General features: G+C 71.1%; 19 protein-coding genes. 13 read left to right on the top strand and 6 right to left on the bottom strand.

Annotated elements, in window-relative coordinates:
- Positions 1-56: 56 nt before the first annotated feature.
- From ACIOMQ_RS12585 to ACIOMQ_RS12605, 5 genes are all read left to right on the top strand, one after another.
- Entirely contained in the window at positions 57-716 is a 660-nt protein-coding gene (locus ACIOMQ_RS12585) for a hypothetical protein (RefSeq protein ID WP_401263911.1), read from the top strand.
- On the top strand, positions 713-1,786 hold the full coding sequence (locus tag ACIOMQ_RS12590; protein WP_362194633.1) for a peptidoglycan-binding domain-containing protein: 1,074 nt from the start codon (positions 713-715) through the stop codon (positions 1,784-1,786). Before ACIOMQ_RS12585 ends, ACIOMQ_RS12590 begins: the two co-directional genes overlap by 4 nt.
- On the top strand, positions 1,783-2,514 hold the full coding sequence (locus ACIOMQ_RS12595; protein ID WP_362194629.1) for an ABC transporter ATP-binding protein: 732 nt from the start codon (positions 1,783-1,785) through the stop codon (positions 2,512-2,514). Before ACIOMQ_RS12590 ends, ACIOMQ_RS12595 begins: the two co-directional genes overlap by 4 nt.
- On the top strand, positions 2,511-3,704 hold the full coding sequence (locus ACIOMQ_RS12600) for an ABC transporter permease (RefSeq protein WP_362194626.1): 1,194 nt from the start codon (positions 2,511-2,513) through the stop codon (positions 3,702-3,704). The genes ACIOMQ_RS12595 and ACIOMQ_RS12600 overlap by 4 nt, the downstream gene beginning before the upstream one ends.
- Positions 3,705-4,459: 755 nt before the next feature.
- Positions 4,460-4,744 (top strand): hypothetical protein, encoded by a 285-nt coding sequence (locus tag ACIOMQ_RS12605; protein WP_402188917.1) that lies wholly within the window; start codon positions 4,460-4,462, stop codon positions 4,742-4,744.
- A gap of 120 nt (positions 4,745-4,864) precedes the next feature.
- Here the strand turns inward: ACIOMQ_RS12605 and ACIOMQ_RS12610 are convergent, their stop codons facing one another.
- Positions 4,865-5,182, bottom strand: a complete 318-nt coding sequence (locus ACIOMQ_RS12610) for a 4a-hydroxytetrahydrobiopterin dehydratase (RefSeq protein ID WP_402188919.1) — start codon at positions 5,180-5,182, stop codon at positions 4,865-4,867.
- 1 nt (position 5,183) lies between these two features.
- Positions 5,184-6,428: a Twin-arginine translocation pathway signal gene (locus tag ACIOMQ_RS12615; RefSeq protein ID WP_402188921.1), complete on the bottom strand. Its 1,245-nt coding sequence runs from the start codon at positions 6,426-6,428 to the stop codon at positions 5,184-5,186.
- 179 nt (positions 6,429-6,607) lie between these two features.
- Here ACIOMQ_RS12615 and ACIOMQ_RS12620 point away from each other — a divergent pair, with 179 nt between their 5' ends.
- The 3 genes from ACIOMQ_RS12620 (at position 6,608) to ACIOMQ_RS12630 (ending at position 8,545) form a co-directional block, all read left to right on the top strand.
- Positions 6,608-6,760: a hypothetical protein gene (locus tag ACIOMQ_RS12620; RefSeq protein ID WP_402188923.1), complete on the top strand. Its 153-nt coding sequence runs from the start codon at positions 6,608-6,610 to the stop codon at positions 6,758-6,760.
- Positions 6,761-7,198: 438 nt separating this feature from the next.
- Positions 7,199-7,369: a hypothetical protein gene (locus tag ACIOMQ_RS12625; RefSeq protein ID WP_362194611.1), complete on the top strand. Its 171-nt coding sequence runs from the start codon at positions 7,199-7,201 to the stop codon at positions 7,367-7,369.
- Between the two features lie 507 nt (positions 7,370-7,876).
- Positions 7,877-8,545, top strand: coding sequence for an HAD-IA family hydrolase (locus ACIOMQ_RS12630; RefSeq protein WP_401937668.1), 669 nt, complete (start codon positions 7,877-7,879; stop codon positions 8,543-8,545).
- On the opposite strand, the gene ACIOMQ_RS12635 is transcribed toward ACIOMQ_RS12630, so the two are convergent.
- On the bottom strand, positions 8,542-9,345 hold the full coding sequence (locus tag ACIOMQ_RS12635; protein ID WP_362194605.1) for an ABC transporter permease: 804 nt from the start codon (positions 9,343-9,345) through the stop codon (positions 8,542-8,544). The genes ACIOMQ_RS12630 and ACIOMQ_RS12635 overlap by 4 nt on opposite strands.
- 267 nt (positions 9,346-9,612) lie before the next feature.
- Between ACIOMQ_RS12635 and ACIOMQ_RS12640 the strand changes: the two genes are divergently transcribed.
- The 3 genes from ACIOMQ_RS12640 to ACIOMQ_RS12650 all read left to right on the top strand — a co-directional run bounded on the left by ACIOMQ_RS12640 (position 9,613) and on the right by ACIOMQ_RS12650 (position 12,562).
- Positions 9,613-10,257, top strand: a complete 645-nt coding sequence (locus ACIOMQ_RS12640) for an HNH endonuclease family protein (RefSeq protein WP_362194603.1) — start codon at positions 9,613-9,615, stop codon at positions 10,255-10,257.
- Between the two features lie 742 nt (positions 10,258-10,999).
- Entirely contained in the window at positions 11,000-11,455 is a 456-nt protein-coding gene (locus ACIOMQ_RS12645; RefSeq protein WP_401937671.1) for a DoxX family protein, read from the top strand.
- Positions 11,456-11,881: 426 nt separating this feature from the next.
- Positions 11,882-12,562 (top strand): VTT domain-containing protein, encoded by a 681-nt coding sequence (locus ACIOMQ_RS12650; RefSeq protein ID WP_362194597.1) that lies wholly within the window; start codon positions 11,882-11,884, stop codon positions 12,560-12,562.
- Here the strand turns inward: ACIOMQ_RS12650 and ACIOMQ_RS12655 are convergent.
- The 3 genes from ACIOMQ_RS12655 to ACIOMQ_RS12665 all read right to left on the bottom strand — a co-directional run bounded on the left by ACIOMQ_RS12655 (position 12,549) and on the right by ACIOMQ_RS12665 (position 14,919).
- The gene (locus ACIOMQ_RS12655; RefSeq protein ID WP_362194594.1) at positions 12,549-12,773 is read right to left on the bottom strand and encodes a DUF2277 domain-containing protein; all 225 of its coding nucleotides are present in this window, start codon (positions 12,771-12,773) and stop codon (positions 12,549-12,551) included. The genes ACIOMQ_RS12650 and ACIOMQ_RS12655 overlap by 14 nt on opposite strands.
- Positions 12,774-12,946: 173 nt before the next feature.
- The gene (locus tag ACIOMQ_RS12660) at positions 12,947-14,320 is read right to left on the bottom strand and encodes a DUF1254 domain-containing protein (protein ID WP_401937675.1); all 1,374 of its coding nucleotides are present in this window, start codon (positions 14,318-14,320) and stop codon (positions 12,947-12,949) included.
- Positions 14,321-14,484: 164 nt separating this feature from the next.
- On the bottom strand, positions 14,485-14,919 hold the full coding sequence (locus ACIOMQ_RS12665; protein ID WP_362194588.1) for a hypothetical protein: 435 nt from the start codon (positions 14,917-14,919) through the stop codon (positions 14,485-14,487).
- A gap of 313 nt (positions 14,920-15,232) precedes the next feature.
- On the opposite strand from ACIOMQ_RS12665, the gene ACIOMQ_RS12670 reads away from it, so the two are divergent.
- Both ACIOMQ_RS12670 and ACIOMQ_RS12675 read left to right on the top strand, forming a co-directional pair.
- A complete protein-coding gene (locus ACIOMQ_RS12670; RefSeq protein ID WP_100661309.1) occupies positions 15,233-15,307 on the top strand; it encodes a 50S ribosomal protein bL37 in 75 nt (24 codons plus the stop codon).
- Positions 15,308-15,627: 320 nt separating this feature from the next.
- Complete coding sequence (locus tag ACIOMQ_RS12675) at positions 15,628-17,094, top strand: sensor histidine kinase (RefSeq protein WP_402188925.1); 1,467 nt, start codon at positions 15,628-15,630, stop codon at positions 17,092-17,094.
- Positions 17,095-17,101 lie beyond the last annotated feature (7 nt).

Here is a 17,101-nt window from a genome sequence, read left to right on the forward strand (position 1 = left end):
GTTCCCATCATGTGGCCATGGACGGGTCATGATCTGCGGCGGCGAACGTGAAGCGCATGAACTTCCTCAGGACGAACCCCCGCTCCACCGCCCGGCTGCGCATGGCCAGCCTCGTGGCCGTGCCCGTACTCGCCTTCTCCGTCGCCTGCGGCGGCGGTGACGGCAGCTCCGGCGGAACGAAGAAGGACGACGCGATCGCCGACGTACCGGACGCGCCGGCCGCGAGCGCGGCGAAGGGCGGGGGCGAGGGCGAGCCGAGTGCCCCGCCCGCGGGCAAGAGCGCCTTCTACGACGCCCAGATGAAGTACGTCCAGTGCATGCGCGTCAAGGGCGGCTACAAGGACTACCCCGACCCCAAGCTCAGCGGGTACCTCGACTGGGCAAAGATCGAGAAGATCGCCTCCCAGCCGGGCAAGAACGAAGCGTACAAGGGCGGCAAGAACGGCGTCTGCGCCACCGAGCTCCAGGCCGCCATGACGGCCGAGCCCAAGCGCGACCAGCAGAAGGCCTACGAGTCGATGCTCGCGCACGCCCAGTGCATGCGGGACAACGGCGTCTCCAGGTTCACCAACCCGACCATGAACAGCGGCAACGCCCAGCCGGGCGGCGACCCGAACCCGGCGTCCCCGTCCATCGACACGACGTCGCCCTCGTACAAGAAGGCCCGCGAGGCGTGCAAGTCCAAGCTGCTCGACGGTCTGGACGGCATGCAGTGAAGCGCCGCACCGCCTTCTTCGCGCTCGGTACGGCGGCCGTCGCCGCCGCCGTCACCGGGGGATTCCTGTTCCTCGGCGACGGCGGCGACCCGGGCGCCTCCGGCAGGAGCGGCGACCTGCCGCCCGCCACCGCCACCGTCGTACGCACCGACCTCGTACAGTCCAAGACGGTCGACGGCAGGCTCGACTTCGCGCAGCGCCGCGCCGTCAAGTCCGCCGTCGAGGGCACCGTCACGGTGGCCGCTTCCGAAGGGAAGACGGTGACGAGGGGGCAGGCACTGTACGAGCTGAACGACAAGCCCGTCACCCTGCTCTACGGGCCGGTCCCGATGTTCCGCGAGATGAAGGTGGGCGACCGGGGCAGCGACGTACTCCAGCTGGAGCGCAATCTGCGCGATTTGGGGTACGGGTTGTACGCCGACACCCGGTACGACAAGGACACCGAGGCCGTCGTCAAACAGTGGCAGAAGTCCCTGAACCGCGACAGCACCGGCAGGGTCGGCAGGGGCGACGTCGTCTTCCAGCCCGGCCCGGTCAAGGTGGTCTCCGCGGACGCGGCGCTCGCCGACCAGGTCGGCCCGGACGAGCCGGTCCTGACGATCGCCTCCACCAAGCCCGTCGTCCGGGCGCAACTGGACCAGACCGACGGCCCGCTCACCTCGCGGGGCACCAAGGTCGAGGTCACCCTGGCCAGCGGGAAGACCGTGGCCGGCCGGGTCGACGGGACGGTACGACCCGAGGGGCCCGCCGCCGGGGACGGTGCGGGCGCCACGGAGGGGATCACCGTCGAGGTCGTCCTGGACGGCGGTGTGAGCGCCGCGTCCGGTGAGGACGCCAAGGCGTCGGTGAGCGTGAAGTTCGTCAGCGAGGCGCACAAGGGAGTCCTCGCGGTCCCCGTCGAGGCGGTCGTCGCCCTGCGCGGCGAGAACGGCGGCTACGGCCTCCAGGTCGTCCGGGGCGCCACCTCGAAGATGGTGCGGGTGGAGACGGGCATGACCGCCGACGGGCAGATCGAGGTGTCGGGCCCGGACGTGCGCGAGGGCCTGAAGGTCGGAGTGGCGAAGTCATGACGTCCGTCCCGGTGATCGAACTGCGCAACGCCACCAAGGTGTACCCCGGTGGCGTCCACGCCCTGCGCGGAGTGGATCTCACCGTCGAGGAGGGCGAACTGGTCGCCGTCGTCGGCCCGTCCGGCTCCGGCAAGTCCACGATGCTCAACGTCGTGGGCACCCTCGACAAGCCCACCACGGGCACCGTCCGGGTCGCCGGGTACGACGTGTCCGCGCTCTCCGACTCCCGGCTCTCCGCACTGCGCGCGCGCCACATCGGCTTCGTGTTCCAGCACTTCCACCTGGCGGCGGGGCGCGACGCGGTGGACAACGTCGCCGACGGGCTGCTGTACGCGGGCGTACCGCTGAGGCAACGGCGCGCGCGTGCGCGGGAGGCGCTCGCCAAGGTGCGGCTGGACCACCGCTACTCGCACACGCCGAACGAGCTGTCCGGCGGCGAGAAGCAGCGCGTGGCCATCGCCCGCGCCCTGGTGGGAGACCCCCGGCTGCTGCTGGCGGACGAACCGACCGGGGCGCTGGACACCGCGTCCGGCGAAATCGTCATGGAGCTGCTGCACGAGCTGAACGCGTCCGGCACCACCATCTGCGTGATCACCCACGACAACGAGATCGCGGACTCGCTGCCGCGCCGGGTCCGCTTCAGGGACGGCGAGATCGTCTCGGACTCGCGTTCCGGCTCGCGTTCTGGTGCGTACGCCGACTCCCTTACGGAAGAGGCCGGTTCATGAGGAACGACCTCAAGCCCTCCCGCCTCTCCCCCCGCGACGTCCTCCGCGTCGGTGCGGTCGGCCTGCGTGCGCGTCGCGCGCGCGTGGTGCTCTCGGCGCTCGGCATCGCCATCGGTATCGCGACCATGGTCGCGGTCGTCGGCCTGTCCGAGTCGAGCCGCGCGGACCTGATGGCCCGGCTCGACCGCCTCGGCACCAACCTCCTCACCGCCGAGGCGGGCCAGGACGCCATGGGGCGGGAGGTCGAGCTCCCCAAGAACGCGGTCGCGATGGTCGAGCGTGTCGGCCCGGTGCAGCACGCCACGGCCACCGCCGACATCGACGCCCGCATCCGCCGCAGCGACGTGGTCCCCGAGGAGCGCACCGCCGGCGTCACCGCCCAGGCGGTCCGCATCGACCTGCTGTCCGCGCTCGGCGGCGAGGTCGACCGGGGCGCCTGGCTGGATCCGGCCGGCGAACGCCTCCCGGTGACGGTCCTCGGCGCGGTGGCGGCGGACCGCCTCGGCATCACCCGCACCGGTGAGACGATCATGATGAACGACACACGGGTGGTCGTCGTCGGCATCCTCGCACCGCTCGAACTGGTCCCCAACCTCGACCGCGTGGCCATGGTCGGATTCCCCGCCGCCGAGCGCCACTTCGGCTTCGACGGCCACCCCACCACCGTCTTCGAGCGCTCCACGGACGCCTCGGTGGAGGACGTACGGGCGATCCTGGCCCGCACCGTCAGCCCCGGCAACGAGGCGGCCATCAGGGTCTCCCGCCCCTCGGACGCGCTGGCCGCCAAGGCCGCCACCGACGAGGGCCTGACGACCCTGATGCTCGGCCTGGGCGCGGTGGCCCTCCTGGTCGGCGGGGTGGGCGTCGCCAACACCATGGTCATCTCCGTCCTGGAGCGCCGCCAGGAGATCGGCCTGCGCCGCTCACTGGGCGCGACCCGCAACGCGATCCGGCTCCAGTTCCTGACCGAGTCGCTGCTGCTGTCGGCGCTGGGCGGGGCGACGGGCGCGCTGCTGGGCGCGGCGGCAACGTACGGCTTCGCGCGGGTCCAGGGGTGGACGGCGGTGGTCCCGCCCTGGTCCCTGGCGGGCGGCCTGGCCGCCACCCTGCTGATCGGCGTGGTCGCGGGCCTCTATCCGGCGATCCGCGCCTCGCGCCTCCACCCGACGGTGGCCCTGAACGCGACGTGAGGCGACGGCGCACGGGGCCCTCCGGGGGAAGTCCTCCCGAGACGGCGTACGGGGCCTTCCTGAGGCGGCGCCCCGTACGCCCCACTCGCCCCACACGGCGCCCCCCTTCCCCCAGCCGCCAGGGTCGGACGGACGAGCCGGCGCCAGGTCCCCAATGCGCGATGCCGCCGGCCCTCTCGCCGCAGCCATACGCGCGGTCCCGCCACGGCACCCGCCTCACCGGATTGGCTTTCCCGGACGGGTTTTTGTATCGTGATGGAACAAAGTAGCCTCCGCCCGCCACCCCCTGACCGGCGGGCGAGGCTACTTGTTCCGCTTGTAACTCGATCCGCGACGTGGCCCGCACGTCCCCCTCGCGCTCCACTCGATAGACGGCAACACGGCGTAGCAGCTGGCGAAGTATGCCGCTTCGTTCCCCGTCGTTGATGGTCTCCCACTCGTCCAGCAGCCCGACGATCAGCGGCTCATAGTCGGATACGTCCGGCGTCGCCTCAATGGCAGTGGACTTGGCGAGCAACTGCTCGGCCGCCTCGCGCCGGGTCTTGATGCGGTCGCGGGCAGCCTCGTAGACGCCGGGCGGTAGTCGTCTGGGTTCACGGCGCGGTCGGCCTGGAGTCTTGCCAATCCATCCTGAAGCTTCACCAGCTCCCCTTGCAGCCGGGCCCGCTCACGAGCCGCACGGGCTCGGTCCTTGGCTACGTCGCGCCGTTGGCGGGGGGATGGCCGGCGCTGCGGCGTCGGCCCCTTCAGCCACGGTGTCCGCAAGCCATTCAAAAGTTTCGCGCCGGGCCTACCTGCGCAGACGCGGGATCGGCTGCACGATCCCAGAGAAGGCCGACCAGGTCCGCAATCGCAAGAAGCTCGGCTCCCGTGGCGGGCGCCCGCCCAAGTTCGACAAGGACGACTACAAGGAGCGCCACGCGGTGGAGTGCGGGATCAATCACCTCAAACGCCACCGAGCCGTGGCCACGAGGTACGACAAGCTCGCCGTCCGCTATGAAGCGACCGTGCTGGTCGCAGCCGTCAACGAGTGGCCGTGACCAGCACTTTCGCAACAGGCCCTAGCTAGAGCCCCTGGTCAATAACCTGGTCCCCCCACCGGAGGCGGGTTTCGCCCCTTCCCGCCGCGCGCGGGGAGGGGCGGTTTCGTGCGTCTGGGGTCAGTCGAGCGGCGTGGACTGGTGCGCCGCGGCAATGGCATCGATCCGGGCCGCCAAGTCGAAGTCAGCCTCGGTCAGCTTGTAGTCAGCGTCATGCGTCGTGACGGCAATGCGCAGGTGGTCAATCCTGAGGTCGATGTCTGCATGGTGGCCGATGCGGCGTTCCCGGTCGGCGATGTGCACGATCACCGCCACCCCTGCGTGATACCGGACGTTCACCCGTCGCGTGATTTCGTCCCCGTCACGAGTCCACTCCGGCAACTTGGCCAGCCGCGCCTCAATTTTCTCGTCCGTCAGCGGCTTCGGTACGTCTGCCACGTCATCCCCCTTCGGTCACGGTCTCCAGGATTTCCGCAAGATCGCGGCCGACCGGGGCATCCTGCCACGGCCGCATCGCCCGCTCCAGGGTCACCAATTCCCGCCGCATTCTGGCCGATCGGGTCTCTACCGCGATCATCGCCACGGTCCGAGCAATCTCCACCGCCTGATCCGGCTCCCAAGCAGTTGCCGCAGCTGTCGCCTGCCGAGCCATGTACACCCCCCGGTCGCGGCGAGCGGTCTCCGGGACGATAGCGAGGACCTGCAACCACAGGGCACCCGCCTCTGCGCCGAGGCCGAGCCGTCCGTAACAGGTGGCCCGCTGTACTTCGAGGTAGCCGGGGGTCCGGCGACAGGCGTTGCCCCAGGGCAGATCATCGTCCACGCACGGCAGTAGTCGGCCGGCCTGGTCAATGAGCTGGTCGACCATGCGCCGTTCCCCGGTGAGGCTGGCACCGTGCGCCTGCTGCTGCATAGCCATGATGCGGACCTTCGGGACGAGCTGGTCGGCGTCGTCGAGCGCGGCTTCGCACAGGTCGACAACCGCGTGCCCATCTCCGAGATCAGTGCGCACCTGAGCCTGATTGACCAGGCTGTAGCCAATGAGATGCGGGTCGCGGGACCGCATTGCGATCTCCTGCGTCGCCCCGCGCCAGAATGCCGCGCCGTCCATATCTCCGGCATCCTGGTACAGCCAGCCGACCAAGGCAGCGTATGCAGCTCCGACGCGGAGAAGGCCGCGGCGGGTCTCACCCTTGGCGGACCGCACGAGCTTGTCGATCAGCTGGTACTGCGCGGACACGGTACCGATCAGGTCATGCGGCCCGAGGAACATGTCTGCTCGGTAGTGGCCCTCCAACTGCTGCTGGAAGTATTCGATCAGGGCAGGGTCAACGTGCTGCGGCGCGACGGGACCCGCAACGAGCGCCGCGGCGGTGACTGAAGCGAAAGACTGGCGGCGCACCTGCTCCTCATCGTGGCGCTCGGGCCGGATCCAGCCCGGCGGTGTGGTGAACCCGAGATCCTCCGGCCAGCGGCCGAGCGCGTCGTGGATGACGATCGCGGTCTCCTCTGCCGGCCAATCGGGGCGGTCACCTTCCCAGCGCCGCCAGGACCTCGCAGACACAGTGAACTGTCTGTCGTCGAGGAGCTGTTGCCCATGCTCGGTGATGGCCGTGGCGGCTGCTTCGCTGGTCCGCCATCCCTTGCGTAAGCGGGCAGCTCGAAGCGCGTCGTTGCGGCTCATGTCTCCAGTCTGAGGTGTCGTCGTCCGCGCTCCTGGCCGTGGCCGCTACGTGGCCACACGTGACCATCCGGCGGCCTATTGGCTGCTCACCGTGCACACACATCATCAGGGTGTGAAGGCGGGCGGTACAGCGATCTGGCTGGCACACCCCTCAATCGACGTAGGCCGGGAGCCAGCACATGGCGATGACGATCAAGGTGTACGAGATGGACCGCTACGGCAAGACGCGCGTCGTACGGCCGGAGTCCGAGGTGGTCCCGGCGAAGACCGTGGACCAGTCGTTCGCGTTCCCGGCCTGCGAGTGCGACCAGTGCAAGGCCAAGCAGTCGTGATCACCTCGACGAAACCCGCGCCCGGCGATGCCGAGTACCGCACGTACCCTGACCTGCGCTGCCTGCCGGGCGGGGGCGTCGTGCCTCACGGTGGTACAGCTCGGCCGCGCCTGGCGGACAGCGCGCGGGCCGGTGCAGGCGGTGCGCCAATGAGGACCGCATCGACTGACCTCAGCACCTGCTACTGCTGGGACGCTAACCCGGACGGGCCGGGCCACTGCGTTCGAGAGCCCGGCCACACGGGCGATCACCACGACTGGTACGCACGCCCGTCCTGGAACCACCCCGGCCGATGTGGGCACAGGCGGCCACTCACGCTCCCGACAGTCCGGCCCCGATGCCGCCGCCCCCGAAGCGCGCAGCACCAACAGTCGGCTGCTTCGGCTGCGGCACCACTCAGGGCGGCTGCCAGGACCCCAGGCAGCACGGCCTGACGCGGTGAGCCCCGAGGAGCACGAGGCGGCATGGGATGCCCGCCTGGCCCAGATGGAGGCCGCGTGGGGCTCCCCGGTCAGTGCCCTCTGCGTGGCCGCCGACCGATTCGACGGCCCATCGCTGCACCAGGAGTGCCGAAAGACCGGCTGCGCCTGCACCTGCCACACCCCCTGACTCCCGCCCGCGGCTGTGACATCGCGCCGACCAGCCGCGGGCGGGCTCCCGCCCGTACCCGAGGCCGGCGGCGGCCGGGGTCCGGGCAGCCATTCAAATCCGCCATCACGCAAGGACACCCGTATGGGCATCAGAGACACCATGAAGACCGCCAAGACCGTCGTTGCGCGAGACCTCGAGAACTCGGCCACGCCCGACGACCCCGCACGGACGCAGGACGCAGTGGCTGACCGGCACATCCGGCAGCACACCCCTGACCGCCTCTATGCGGGGGTTCGCTGATCCTCCGGAAGAGGGGTAATCCCTGCTCGCGGACAAGGTCGGACAGCGGGATCCGGCACGGAGACCTGCCCCAGCAGCGGGCAGCCCGCTCTGTGACCTGACTGAACAACCGGAGCCCCGGCCGCAAGCGCGGTCGGGGCTCCGCCATGTCTCTGGATTAGCCACACCGACCCTTCCCTTTGTATCTTGGTGAAACAAATTCGCCACACGTAGAGGACGGCCCCCTTGCCCAGGTCAGAGACCATTGGTGTTTTTAAGGCGTTGCTCCTCGACATGGACGGCACCCTCGTGAACTCCGACGCCGTCGTGGAACGCTGCTGGCGGCGCTGGGCACTGCGGGAGGGGCTGGACCCGGAAGCCACGCTCAAGGTGGTTCACGGACGGCAGGGGTACGCCACGATGGCGGTGCTCCTTCCGGACCGCCCGATGGAGCAGAACTACGCGGACAACCGGGTGATGCTCGCCGAGGAGACCGCCGACACCGACGGCGTCGTGCCGGTCGCCGGCGCGCCCGCTTTCATGGACGCGATCGCCGCGCTCCCGCACGCCCTGGTCACCTCGGCCGACGAGGCGCTGGCCCGGACCCGGATGACCGCGTCCGGACTGCGGATGCCCGCCACCCGCGTGACCGCCGAGAGCGTCGGCGCAAGCAAGCCGGACCCCGAGGGCTTCCTCAAGGGAGCGGCCGAGCTGGGCTTCGCCCCGGCGGACTGCATCGTCTTCGAGGACTCGGAGGCGGGCATCGCGGCGGGCCGGGCGGCGGGCATGCGCGTGGTGGGCGTCGGCCCGCGGGCGGCGGCGCTCTCCCCCGACGCGCACGTCGAGGACCTGACCCAGCTCCGGGTGGAAGCCGCGGCCGACGGTTCGATCCGGCTGCACATCAGCGCGCGCTAGCCGGTCCCCGGCGGCCGGCGGCCCCGGCCGAGGCGGCCATCGCCGCGCCGCCGCTCCGGCGGACCCGAGTCCCGGTGCAGCCGCCCCCGTGCCACCAGTTCGAGTACGACCGCCACGGCCACCGCCTGTACGGCCATCAACGCCACCAGCACGAACAGCTGCACGGCGCCCGCCTGGACCGGTGAGGCGCCGCCCAGCAACATGCCCACGAAGGCGCCCGGCAACGTGACGAGCCCCACCGTCCGCGTCTGATCGAGCCCCGGCAGCAGCGCGTCCGCTGCCGCCGGACGGGCGATCTCCAGTCTCGCGTCACGGTCGAGCAGCCCGAGCGCCATGCCTGCCTCCACCTCCCCGCGCCGGGTCGTCAACTCGTCCAGCGCCCGCCGCCCGCCGAGCACGGTCGCGGTCAGCGCACCCCCGATGAGGATTCCGGTCACCGGGATCAGCGCGATGCCCCGGGCCTGGACGAGTCCGGTGAGCAGCAGCAGGGCGACCACCGGCGCGACCCCCGCCCCGATCGGCAGGGCCACCCACCACCAGGTGCGGTTACGGGTGATCCGGCGGCCCGCGGTCCATACCGCCACGGCGTACATCAGCGCGACGAACGCGAGCAGCGGCGGCAGCGAACGGACCACCCAGCCGATGAGCAGGGAGACCGCGGCGAGCTGGGCCGCGGCCCGCAGGCCGGCCAGCAGGATCTCGCGCGACCGGCCCAGCGAGGCCAGGGCGGCGACGGTGGCCGCCGCCGCGAGCAGCAGGGCGAGGACGACCCCGAGCGTGATGTCGACCGGAAGCAGCACGCCGTAACCCTACGACGCGTCCGGCCCGGGCCACCCGCACGAACCGACCCACCACACAGGCGAATTGTCGGCACATCAGCACGTACGCCCGCGCAGATGCGGACGTACGCCCCCACGCTCCAGTCCTGTTGGTCAGAACCCTTGATGTGACGTGCCCATGTCGCCACCCTGTTACCTGGCGCCCACCCCACGGAAACCTTGCGCCGCCACGATGGCCGGGCCCCACGGGTCGCCCGTCCAAGATCCCCCCACATCAAGGGAGTTCGCATGTCAGGTGTCTACGCGCGTCGCATCGCTGTCGTCGCCGCATCCGCCGCACTCGCCGCATCCACCGGACTGCTCACCGCCCCCACCGCCCAGGCAGCCATGCCCACCCCGGTCTCCGCATCGACCGCCCGCACCTATCTGAGCGAGCTGACCGTCTCCGCGGAGGGCTCGTCGACCGGCTACAGCCGCGACAAGTTCCCGCACTGGATCACCCAGTCGGGCGCCTGCAACACCCGCGAGGTCGTCCTTGAGCGGGACGGCACGAATGTCACACAGGACTCCAGCTGCGCGGCCGTCAGCGGCAGTTGGTACTCGGAGTACGACGGCGCCACTTGGACCGCCGCCTCCGACCTGGACATCGACCACATGGTCCCGCTCGCCGAGGCATGGCGGTCGGGCGCCAGCAGCTGGACCACCGCCCAACGCCAGGCGTACGCGAACGACTTGACCCGGCCGCAGCTCATCGCGGTCACGGACAACGTCAACCAGGCCAAGGGCGACAAGGACCCGGCCAAGTGGCTGCCTCCGCGCACCGCCTACCGGTGCACATACGCCCGCGCCTGGGTCCACGTGAAGCACTACTACGACCTGACCGTCGACTCGGCCGAGAAGAGCGCGCTGCAGTCCATCCTCAACAACTGCTGAACCGCCGCACCCCCTCCCCCGCCGTTCCGCACCGTACGGAGCCGTGCACACCGCACGGCTCCGTACGCGTATTCCGGGACGAGGCCAGGATGACGGGGAGGGCGCGGGGAGGTCGCGGAGAGGGCGCGGGGAGGACGCGGGGGAGGCGCGTTTTCGGCCGAGTACGGCCGCCGACGAGGAGGACCCGCGTCGCCCACAGGCCCGAAGAACGGCGACGGGCGGCACTCGACACCGACACGGCGCACCGGGTGCGCGGGGCGTCCCCCACCCGGCCTCGGGCCGCGCACTCCCACCCCCGACCGGCGCTCCGCCGCCGCCGCTCCTGTCACCGCTCGCCTCCGGCGCGGAGCGGTGGCACACGGCACGGCGCGCCGGGAAGGCCGGCGGGGCCGCCCGCACCCTTGAGCTGACCTGCGCACCCTGCCCACCGCCGCACGGCACAGCCGCCACAACCGCTCGACGTAGCCGCCGGGACCGTTCGGGGCCGGCTTCCGTCGCGGCAATCACCTCGTGCCGCCCACCCTCCTCATGGCCGGAAAGCTGCGCTGCCATTGGTTCAGGCCAGAGCAGCGAAGGAAGGTGCGCAGCTGGGGGCGGTGCCGGACCGAACCCTGACGGACAACCACGGGACGATTTTCAGCCAGTCGACAGAATGTTGAACTTGCAAGCATTGGTGAGGTTTCCCTAATCTGGGGCACTCAATCGGTTCACGTCCCCACCAGACCGAAGGAGCCCTCCCCCCATGCACGCACGTTTGAATCAGGCTCAGCCCTATGCTCTCGGCCTGTTCCGGATCGTCGTAGGCCTGCTCTTCGCCTGCCACGGCGCCGCCTCACTCTTCGGTGTCCTCGGCGGCGCGACGGGCGGCGGCTCCATACCCGCCGGAACCTGGCCCGGCTGGTACGCGGCGGTCATCCAGCTTGTCGGCGGCATCCTGGTGGTGCTCGGCCTGGGCACCCGTATCGCGGCCCTGATCTCCTCCGGCTCCATGGCGTACGCGTACTTCAAGGTCCACCAGCCCGAAGCGCTCTTCCCGCTGCAGAACGGCGGCGAGCCCTCGGCCGTCTTCTGCTGGGCGTTTCTCCTGCTGGTCTTCACCGGCCCCGGCGCACTGGCCCTGGACCGGCTGTTCAGCCGGGGCAGCGCGGAGCGCGGCGAGGACCGCGCGCATGAGCAGGCACCGGCCATGACGGTCTGACGGCTGCGGCCGTACCCGTCCGACAACCGCGACGGCTGTGACGGCTGTGACGGCTGTGACGACCTGACGGCTGTATCCGGCTGTATCCGCCTGAATCCGTCTGACGACTCCCGTCCGATGACTACGACGGCTGCGACCGCTGTGGCGGACTATGACGGTCGGCCGCATCGGTCCGACAGCCGCAATGGCCCGCATGGCCCGCCTCTCGCGGACCGGCCCTTCCGCCCACGGGCCGGTCCGCGAGGGCCATTCCTCACGTACAGCCGGAACCCTGTCTTCCCATTTCCGGGCGTACGTGACCTTCCCAACATCGTCCGTATTTATGGATCACCCGATCAGCGTCAGGCGTACGCTGTACAGCTGGCCCTGCCGCTCCTGCCGCTCCCCTGCGACGTCGCGGCGTTGTTCCGAATCGGGGAGTAGTAGGTGCTTGAGAGTGTGGGCGCGCTGGTCGGCAGCCCATGGATCTACGCCGTGGTCGCCCTCTCGGTGCTCCTGGACGTCTTCCTGCCCGTGCTGCCCAGCGGAGTCCTGGTGATCACCGCCGCCACGGCGGTCGCCGCCGGTTCGACGACCGTCGCGGGCGCGGCCTCCGCGACGAGCGCCGCCGAGCAGGCTTCCCAGGTGCCCTCACTCCTCGCGCTGACCCTGTGCGCGGCCGCCGCCTCCGTTCTCGGCGACCTGGTCGCCTACCGGCTGGCCTGGCGCGGCGGCGAGCGCCTGGACCGGGCCATCGCGCGCTCCCGCCGTCTCACCTCGGCGCAGGAACGCCTCGGCGCCGCCCTCGCCCGGGGCGGCGGCATCCTCGTCATCATTGCCCGTTTCGCCCCGGCCGGCCGCTCGGTCGTCTCGCTGGGCGCGGGCGCCGCTCATCGCAAGGTGAAGGAATTCCTGCCCTGGTCGGCCCTGGCGAGCGTGGCCTGGGCCGGCTACAGCGTGGGCCTCGGCTACTTCGGCGGCCAGTGGCTCGGCGCGACCTGGGTGGGCACGGCCGTCTCGGTCCTCGCCCTGTTCATGGCGGGTGCCCTCGCCGCGTACGTCATGCGCCGCCCGGCCGCCGCGGCTGCCCAGGCAGCGGCGACCGCGACGGCATCTACGGCGTCCTGACGGCACCCCGTATCTCCAGACCGTCCAGCAGCCTGGCGGTCGCCTCGGCGATCTCGGCGACGGCCCGGTCGAACACCTCCTGGTTGTGCGCGGCCGGAGCACGGAAGCCGGACACCTTGCGCACGAACTGCAGGGCGGCGGCCCGGATCTCCTCCTCGGTGGCCTCTTCGGGGAGGGCGGGCGGGCGAAGGGTCTTGATACTGCGGCACATGCCCCCAGTGTGACCCGAGCCACTGACAACGGCCGAGGCGATCTCCTGCCGACGGCCGCGCCCCCGCCTTGCCTCGCCTCGCCTGATCACGCTCCGCTTCATGTCACCTCGCGTCGCCCCGCATCACGTCACCCCACATCGCCTCACATCGCTTCAGGCACCGTCACTGCGCCTCACCGCTCACCGCTGCCGGCCCCTTGCTCCCCGTTCCGTTCGACGGCGGGGATCTCGTACGTACCGTCGAGGATCTCCGGCCCCGGTTCATAGAGCCTGAGCACCACGCGAAACTCCCCCTCGGGCGCGGGCAGCCGGTTCGCCCCCGCGGCCGGACCGGCAGGCCGCTCCCTCCCGATGTGAATCGTCAGCGAACCGTCCACGTCGTGCACGAGGCCCTGGGTGCGGTCACCGACCGAGTACCGCGCGGCCGGGTTCTCCACGACGCGGTGGTCCCGCGTGCCGTACGTGGTCATGGACCAGAACGCCCCGACCGGCGGCTGCCGCTCGAAACGCAGTACATAGGAGTGGGCACCGTTCAGGCGCTCACCGTCGGCGTCGCGGCAGGTGTGGGCGTACACCGCCTCGTAGCCGTGACTCCCCCACAGCGCGTTCCGCGCCGCCACCGCCCTGGTCAGGTAGGAGGCCTCCCGGTCCGCGATCCGCCACTGCGGGGAGTCGATGGTCCCGACGCCGTGCCGGTCGAGGGCGTAGTCGAAGAGATGCGGATCCATCTCCCAGCCGCCGCCCGCCACCGCGGACCGGCTCGCCCCCTCCACCCGCGCCCTGCCCCGTGTCAGGCCCTCGGTCAGTGCGTGTACGAGGCCGGGGTCGGCGGACGCGTACGGCGACGGCCCCTCTTCCAGCAGTCCCAGCGGCTGGAACCGGTCCTGATACGCCTGGTCGGCCGTGGACGGCGGGAAGTCGGCCATCCACACTCTGAGCCGCTCGAAGAACCTCAGCGAATCCGGTACGTCGGGATCGGGCGCCGGCAGACCCGTGCGGTGGACACCCGGCTCGACGTGCGCGAGGGAGAGCCGCGCCTGAAGCGCGCGGACCCGCTCCATGTCGTCCGGACCGTCGCAGGCGCCGCGCCCGATGACGGAGACGACGGAGGTCGGTGCGTCGATCACCCCCCGCGCCCCGTCGGGCACACTGCCCGCCCAGCCCGGCGGTACGACGAGCCAGTCACCGGCCTCCGTACCGGTGGCACGGCGGCCGACGTACGCGAAGTTGTTGGTCCAGGCGTCCACGAACTGCAGCACGTAGTACGCGCCGCCCGTGTCGGGGACATGGAGGAGGACTGGACCGCCGGAGAGGTCGAGGTGGGCGAGGGAGTGGACCGTGTCGTCGTCACCGACCGACACGAAGTGCCCGGCGGGGGGCTCCGGCCGACCGGAATGCGCGAAGTGGTTGAAGGGGGCGGGCGGCAGCGAGCCGGAGCCCGTCTGCATGAAGTCCTCGACCGCCGACAGGCCATGGACCAGCGGACAGCCGTAGACATACGCCTCGGCGACAAGAGCGACGCGTTCTTCCGTGTTCTTCTCCGACACCGCAGTCCTCTCCCTCACACGCCTGCTCACTCGGTCACGCGCTCACTCACGGCGAGGGCCCGGGGAAGGCCCTGCGAGGACCGCGCTTCCCTCCGCGAGGAGGCCCGGTCGGGCCCCGTATCGCCGGACGCCCTTACGCCCTTACGCCCTTACGCCCTTACGCCTCAGATGACCGCCTTCGAAGTCTCCGTGCACAGGGCCCAGATCACGAACGCGTCGATGGCGATGGAGACGAGTGCCCAGATCGGCTGATACGGGAGCCAGATGAAGTTGACGATCAGGCTGATCGCGGCGAGCACCACACCCGTGGCACGGGCCCAGGTGGCACCCTTGAGGATGCCCCAGCCGACGCATCCGAGCACGATGCCGAGAACGAGGTGGATCCATCCCCATGAGCTCACGTCGAACTTGAACGTGTAGTTCCTGACGTGCGCGTAGACGTCGTCCGAGGCGATGCCGGAGATGCCCTTGATGACGCCGAGGACACCGTCGACGAGAAGCAGCACGCCGGCGAACATGATCCCGCCGGCCGCCCAGGGATTGATGTCCCCCTGGGCGGCGGAACGGGACGGGCCGGGCGTGGACGCTGAGTGTGCCATGGGAACCCCTTGACCGGAGCGGGACTGCAAGACAGAACCGACCCTGCGCGGGACCCTCCCGGGCAACCACCCGGACACACCCATACGGGTGACACACCGAGAAGCACCGCGCGCGGGCTGCGGTCCCGGAAACCGCGGCACCTCCGCGGCACCTCCGCGCCCCGGCCTCGCGCCGGGCGGATCCGGTGGTGTTGCGCGCCCGGCTGCCGAGGGTGATCGTCCGGCGACGCGACAGTGATACGGCTGCGGCTACGACGGGCCGAATCTAGACTGACCGACGCCCGAAAAGCCCCGAATGAGGGAGATGCTCAGCATGGCCAAGCGAGGAAACAAGCGCCGCGCCCGCAAGAAGAAGAAGGCCAATCACGGCAAGCGCCCCAACGCCTGACCCGACCGAGTACCGAGTCCGCCACGGTCGACGGGGCACATCACCTGCGGTGCGCCCCGCTCCGTGAAGCAGTCGACGCGCCGCGCGCCGATGTCTTGGCGGCGCACGCCGACGGCCTCGCGGCTACCGACGGCTTTGCAACGCATGTCGACAGTCTCGCGGCGCATGCCGACGGCTTCGCAGCACGTGCCGATGACTCAGGGGTGCATACCGATGCTTCGAGAAGCCGGCGCGAACAGACGTCGGCCTCTTGAAAGAGATGTCACAGGGGTGACTTTCGGCAGTGCTCGGACGGGCCTGGGCTGCGTACCGTCGTCCGGGTGAACAGAGCGACGATCAGCGGTGCGGCCCGGCGGGCCATCGGCCCGGGGAGTCTTCTGACCGTTGCCGCGGCGGTCTGTGTCGGGTTGAGTGCCGTCAGCATGTGGTGGGCCCTGCCCGCGGCCGCGGCGGCCTTTTCCGCCGGCCGGGAGCCGGGAAGGACCGGGCCCACGGTCCTCGTGCTCGTGGCCGTCGTCGCGGGCGGGGTGGTGGCGGTGGCCCTGGTGCCCTCCTGGCTGCTGATGGCGGGGCGGTTCGTCGCCGTGGTGGTGGTCGCCGCGATGCTGCCCTGGTTCGCCGGACGCTTCTGGCGCCAGTACCAGGAGCTCGTCCGGGCGGGCTGGGAGCGGGCCGGGCGGCTGGAGCGCGAACAGCAGCTCGTCGCCGAACAGGCCCGCTCCCGGGAACGGGCCCGGATCGCCCAGGACATGCACGACGTCCTCGGGCACGACCTCAGTCTCATCGCCCTGTCGGCGGGCGCCCTGAAGCTCGCCCCCGGACTCGACGAGGCCCAGCGGGCCGCGGCCGGGGAGATCCGGGCCCGGGCGGCCGCCTCGGTGGAGCGGCTCGGCGAGGTGATCGGCATTCTGCGCGAGGAAGCCGACGACGAGCCGCCGCGCACGCCCGGCACCGGCATTCCCCGGCTGGTCGACGAGGCCGCGGCCGCCGGTCTCGTCGTCGAACTGCGGATCGACGACGCCACCGACACCGACGCCGACGCCCTGCCGCCGCAGGCCGCACGCGCCGCTCACCGGGTCGTCCAGGAGTCCCTGACCAATGCGGCCAAGCACGCGCCGCACGCGCGGGTGATCGTGCGGGTGACGCACACGGCCGAGGAGACGGCGGTCCGGGTATGGAACGGGCCCTCACCGGCACGAGGCGGAGCGGAGGGCATACCGGGCACGGGGCGGGGACTGATCGGGCTCGATGAACGGGTGCGGCTGGCGGGCGGCACCTTCGAGTACGGACCGTACGCGGGCGGCGGCTTCGCGGTCACCGCGCGGATTCCGCGCTCCCCGGCCGCCCTCCGTCCGGCCACCGAGCCCCGGGCGGCGGCCCCGGCGCTGCCCCCGGAGCACCGGCACGCCCGCAGCCGGGCCCGCCGGGCCCTGGCGACCGCGATCGTGCTGCCCCTGGTGGTGTGGGCGGTGCTGAGTGCCGCCCTCATGGGCTGGGACATCCGCTCGGCCCGGCAGTCCGTACTGGACCCGGGCGACTACGCCCGGCTGCGGGTGGGACAGGATCGGGACGCGGTGCGACGGCTGCTGCCCGAGCGCCAGACCACCCAGCGGCCGGTGGCCGGGGAACCGAAGGGACAAGGCACCACGTGCGAGTACTACGCGATGACGGCGGACCGTTTCGACGACCGGTCCGGAGACGCCTACCGGCTCTGTTTCCGCAGCGGCAGGCTGATGTCCAAGGAGGCCCTGACCCCGCAAGTGCGCCGCGCAGGGGAGGGACGGTGAGCGGCCG

It is taken from the genome of Streptomyces sp. NPDC087845 (assembly GCF_044742755.1).
Taxonomy (GTDB): domain Bacteria; phylum Actinomycetota; class Actinomycetes; order Streptomycetales; family Streptomycetaceae; genus Streptomyces.

What these genes read in the sequence shown, in the direction of transcription:
- ACIOMQ_RS12585 (WP_401263911.1), top strand. Translation starts at nt 57, where the DNA reads ATGAACTTCCTCAGGACGAACCCCCGCTCCACCGCCCGGCTGCGCATG.
- ACIOMQ_RS12595 (WP_362194629.1), top strand. Translation starts at nt 1,783, where the DNA reads ATGACGTCCGTCCCGGTGATCGAACTGCGCAACGCCACCAAGGTGTAC.
- ACIOMQ_RS12600 (WP_362194626.1), top strand. Translation starts at nt 2,511, where the DNA reads ATGAGGAACGACCTCAAGCCCTCCCGCCTCTCCCCCCGCGACGTCCTC.
- ACIOMQ_RS12615 (WP_402188921.1), bottom strand. Translation starts at nt 6,428, where the DNA reads ATGAGCCGCAACGACGCGCTTCGAGCTGCCCGCTTACGCAAGGGATGG.
- ACIOMQ_RS12620 (WP_402188923.1), top strand. Translation starts at nt 6,608, where the DNA reads ATGGCGATGACGATCAAGGTGTACGAGATGGACCGCTACGGCAAGACG.
- ACIOMQ_RS12640 (WP_362194603.1), top strand. Translation starts at nt 9,613, where the DNA reads ATGTCAGGTGTCTACGCGCGTCGCATCGCTGTCGTCGCCGCATCCGCC.
- ACIOMQ_RS12645 (WP_401937671.1), top strand. Translation starts at nt 11,000, where the DNA reads ATGCACGCACGTTTGAATCAGGCTCAGCCCTATGCTCTCGGCCTGTTC.
- ACIOMQ_RS12655 (WP_362194594.1), bottom strand. Translation starts at nt 12,773, where the DNA reads ATGTGCCGCAGTATCAAGACCCTTCGCCCGCCCGCCCTCCCCGAAGAG.
- ACIOMQ_RS12665 (WP_362194588.1), bottom strand. Translation starts at nt 14,919, where the DNA reads ATGGCACACTCAGCGTCCACGCCCGGCCCGTCCCGTTCCGCCGCCCAG.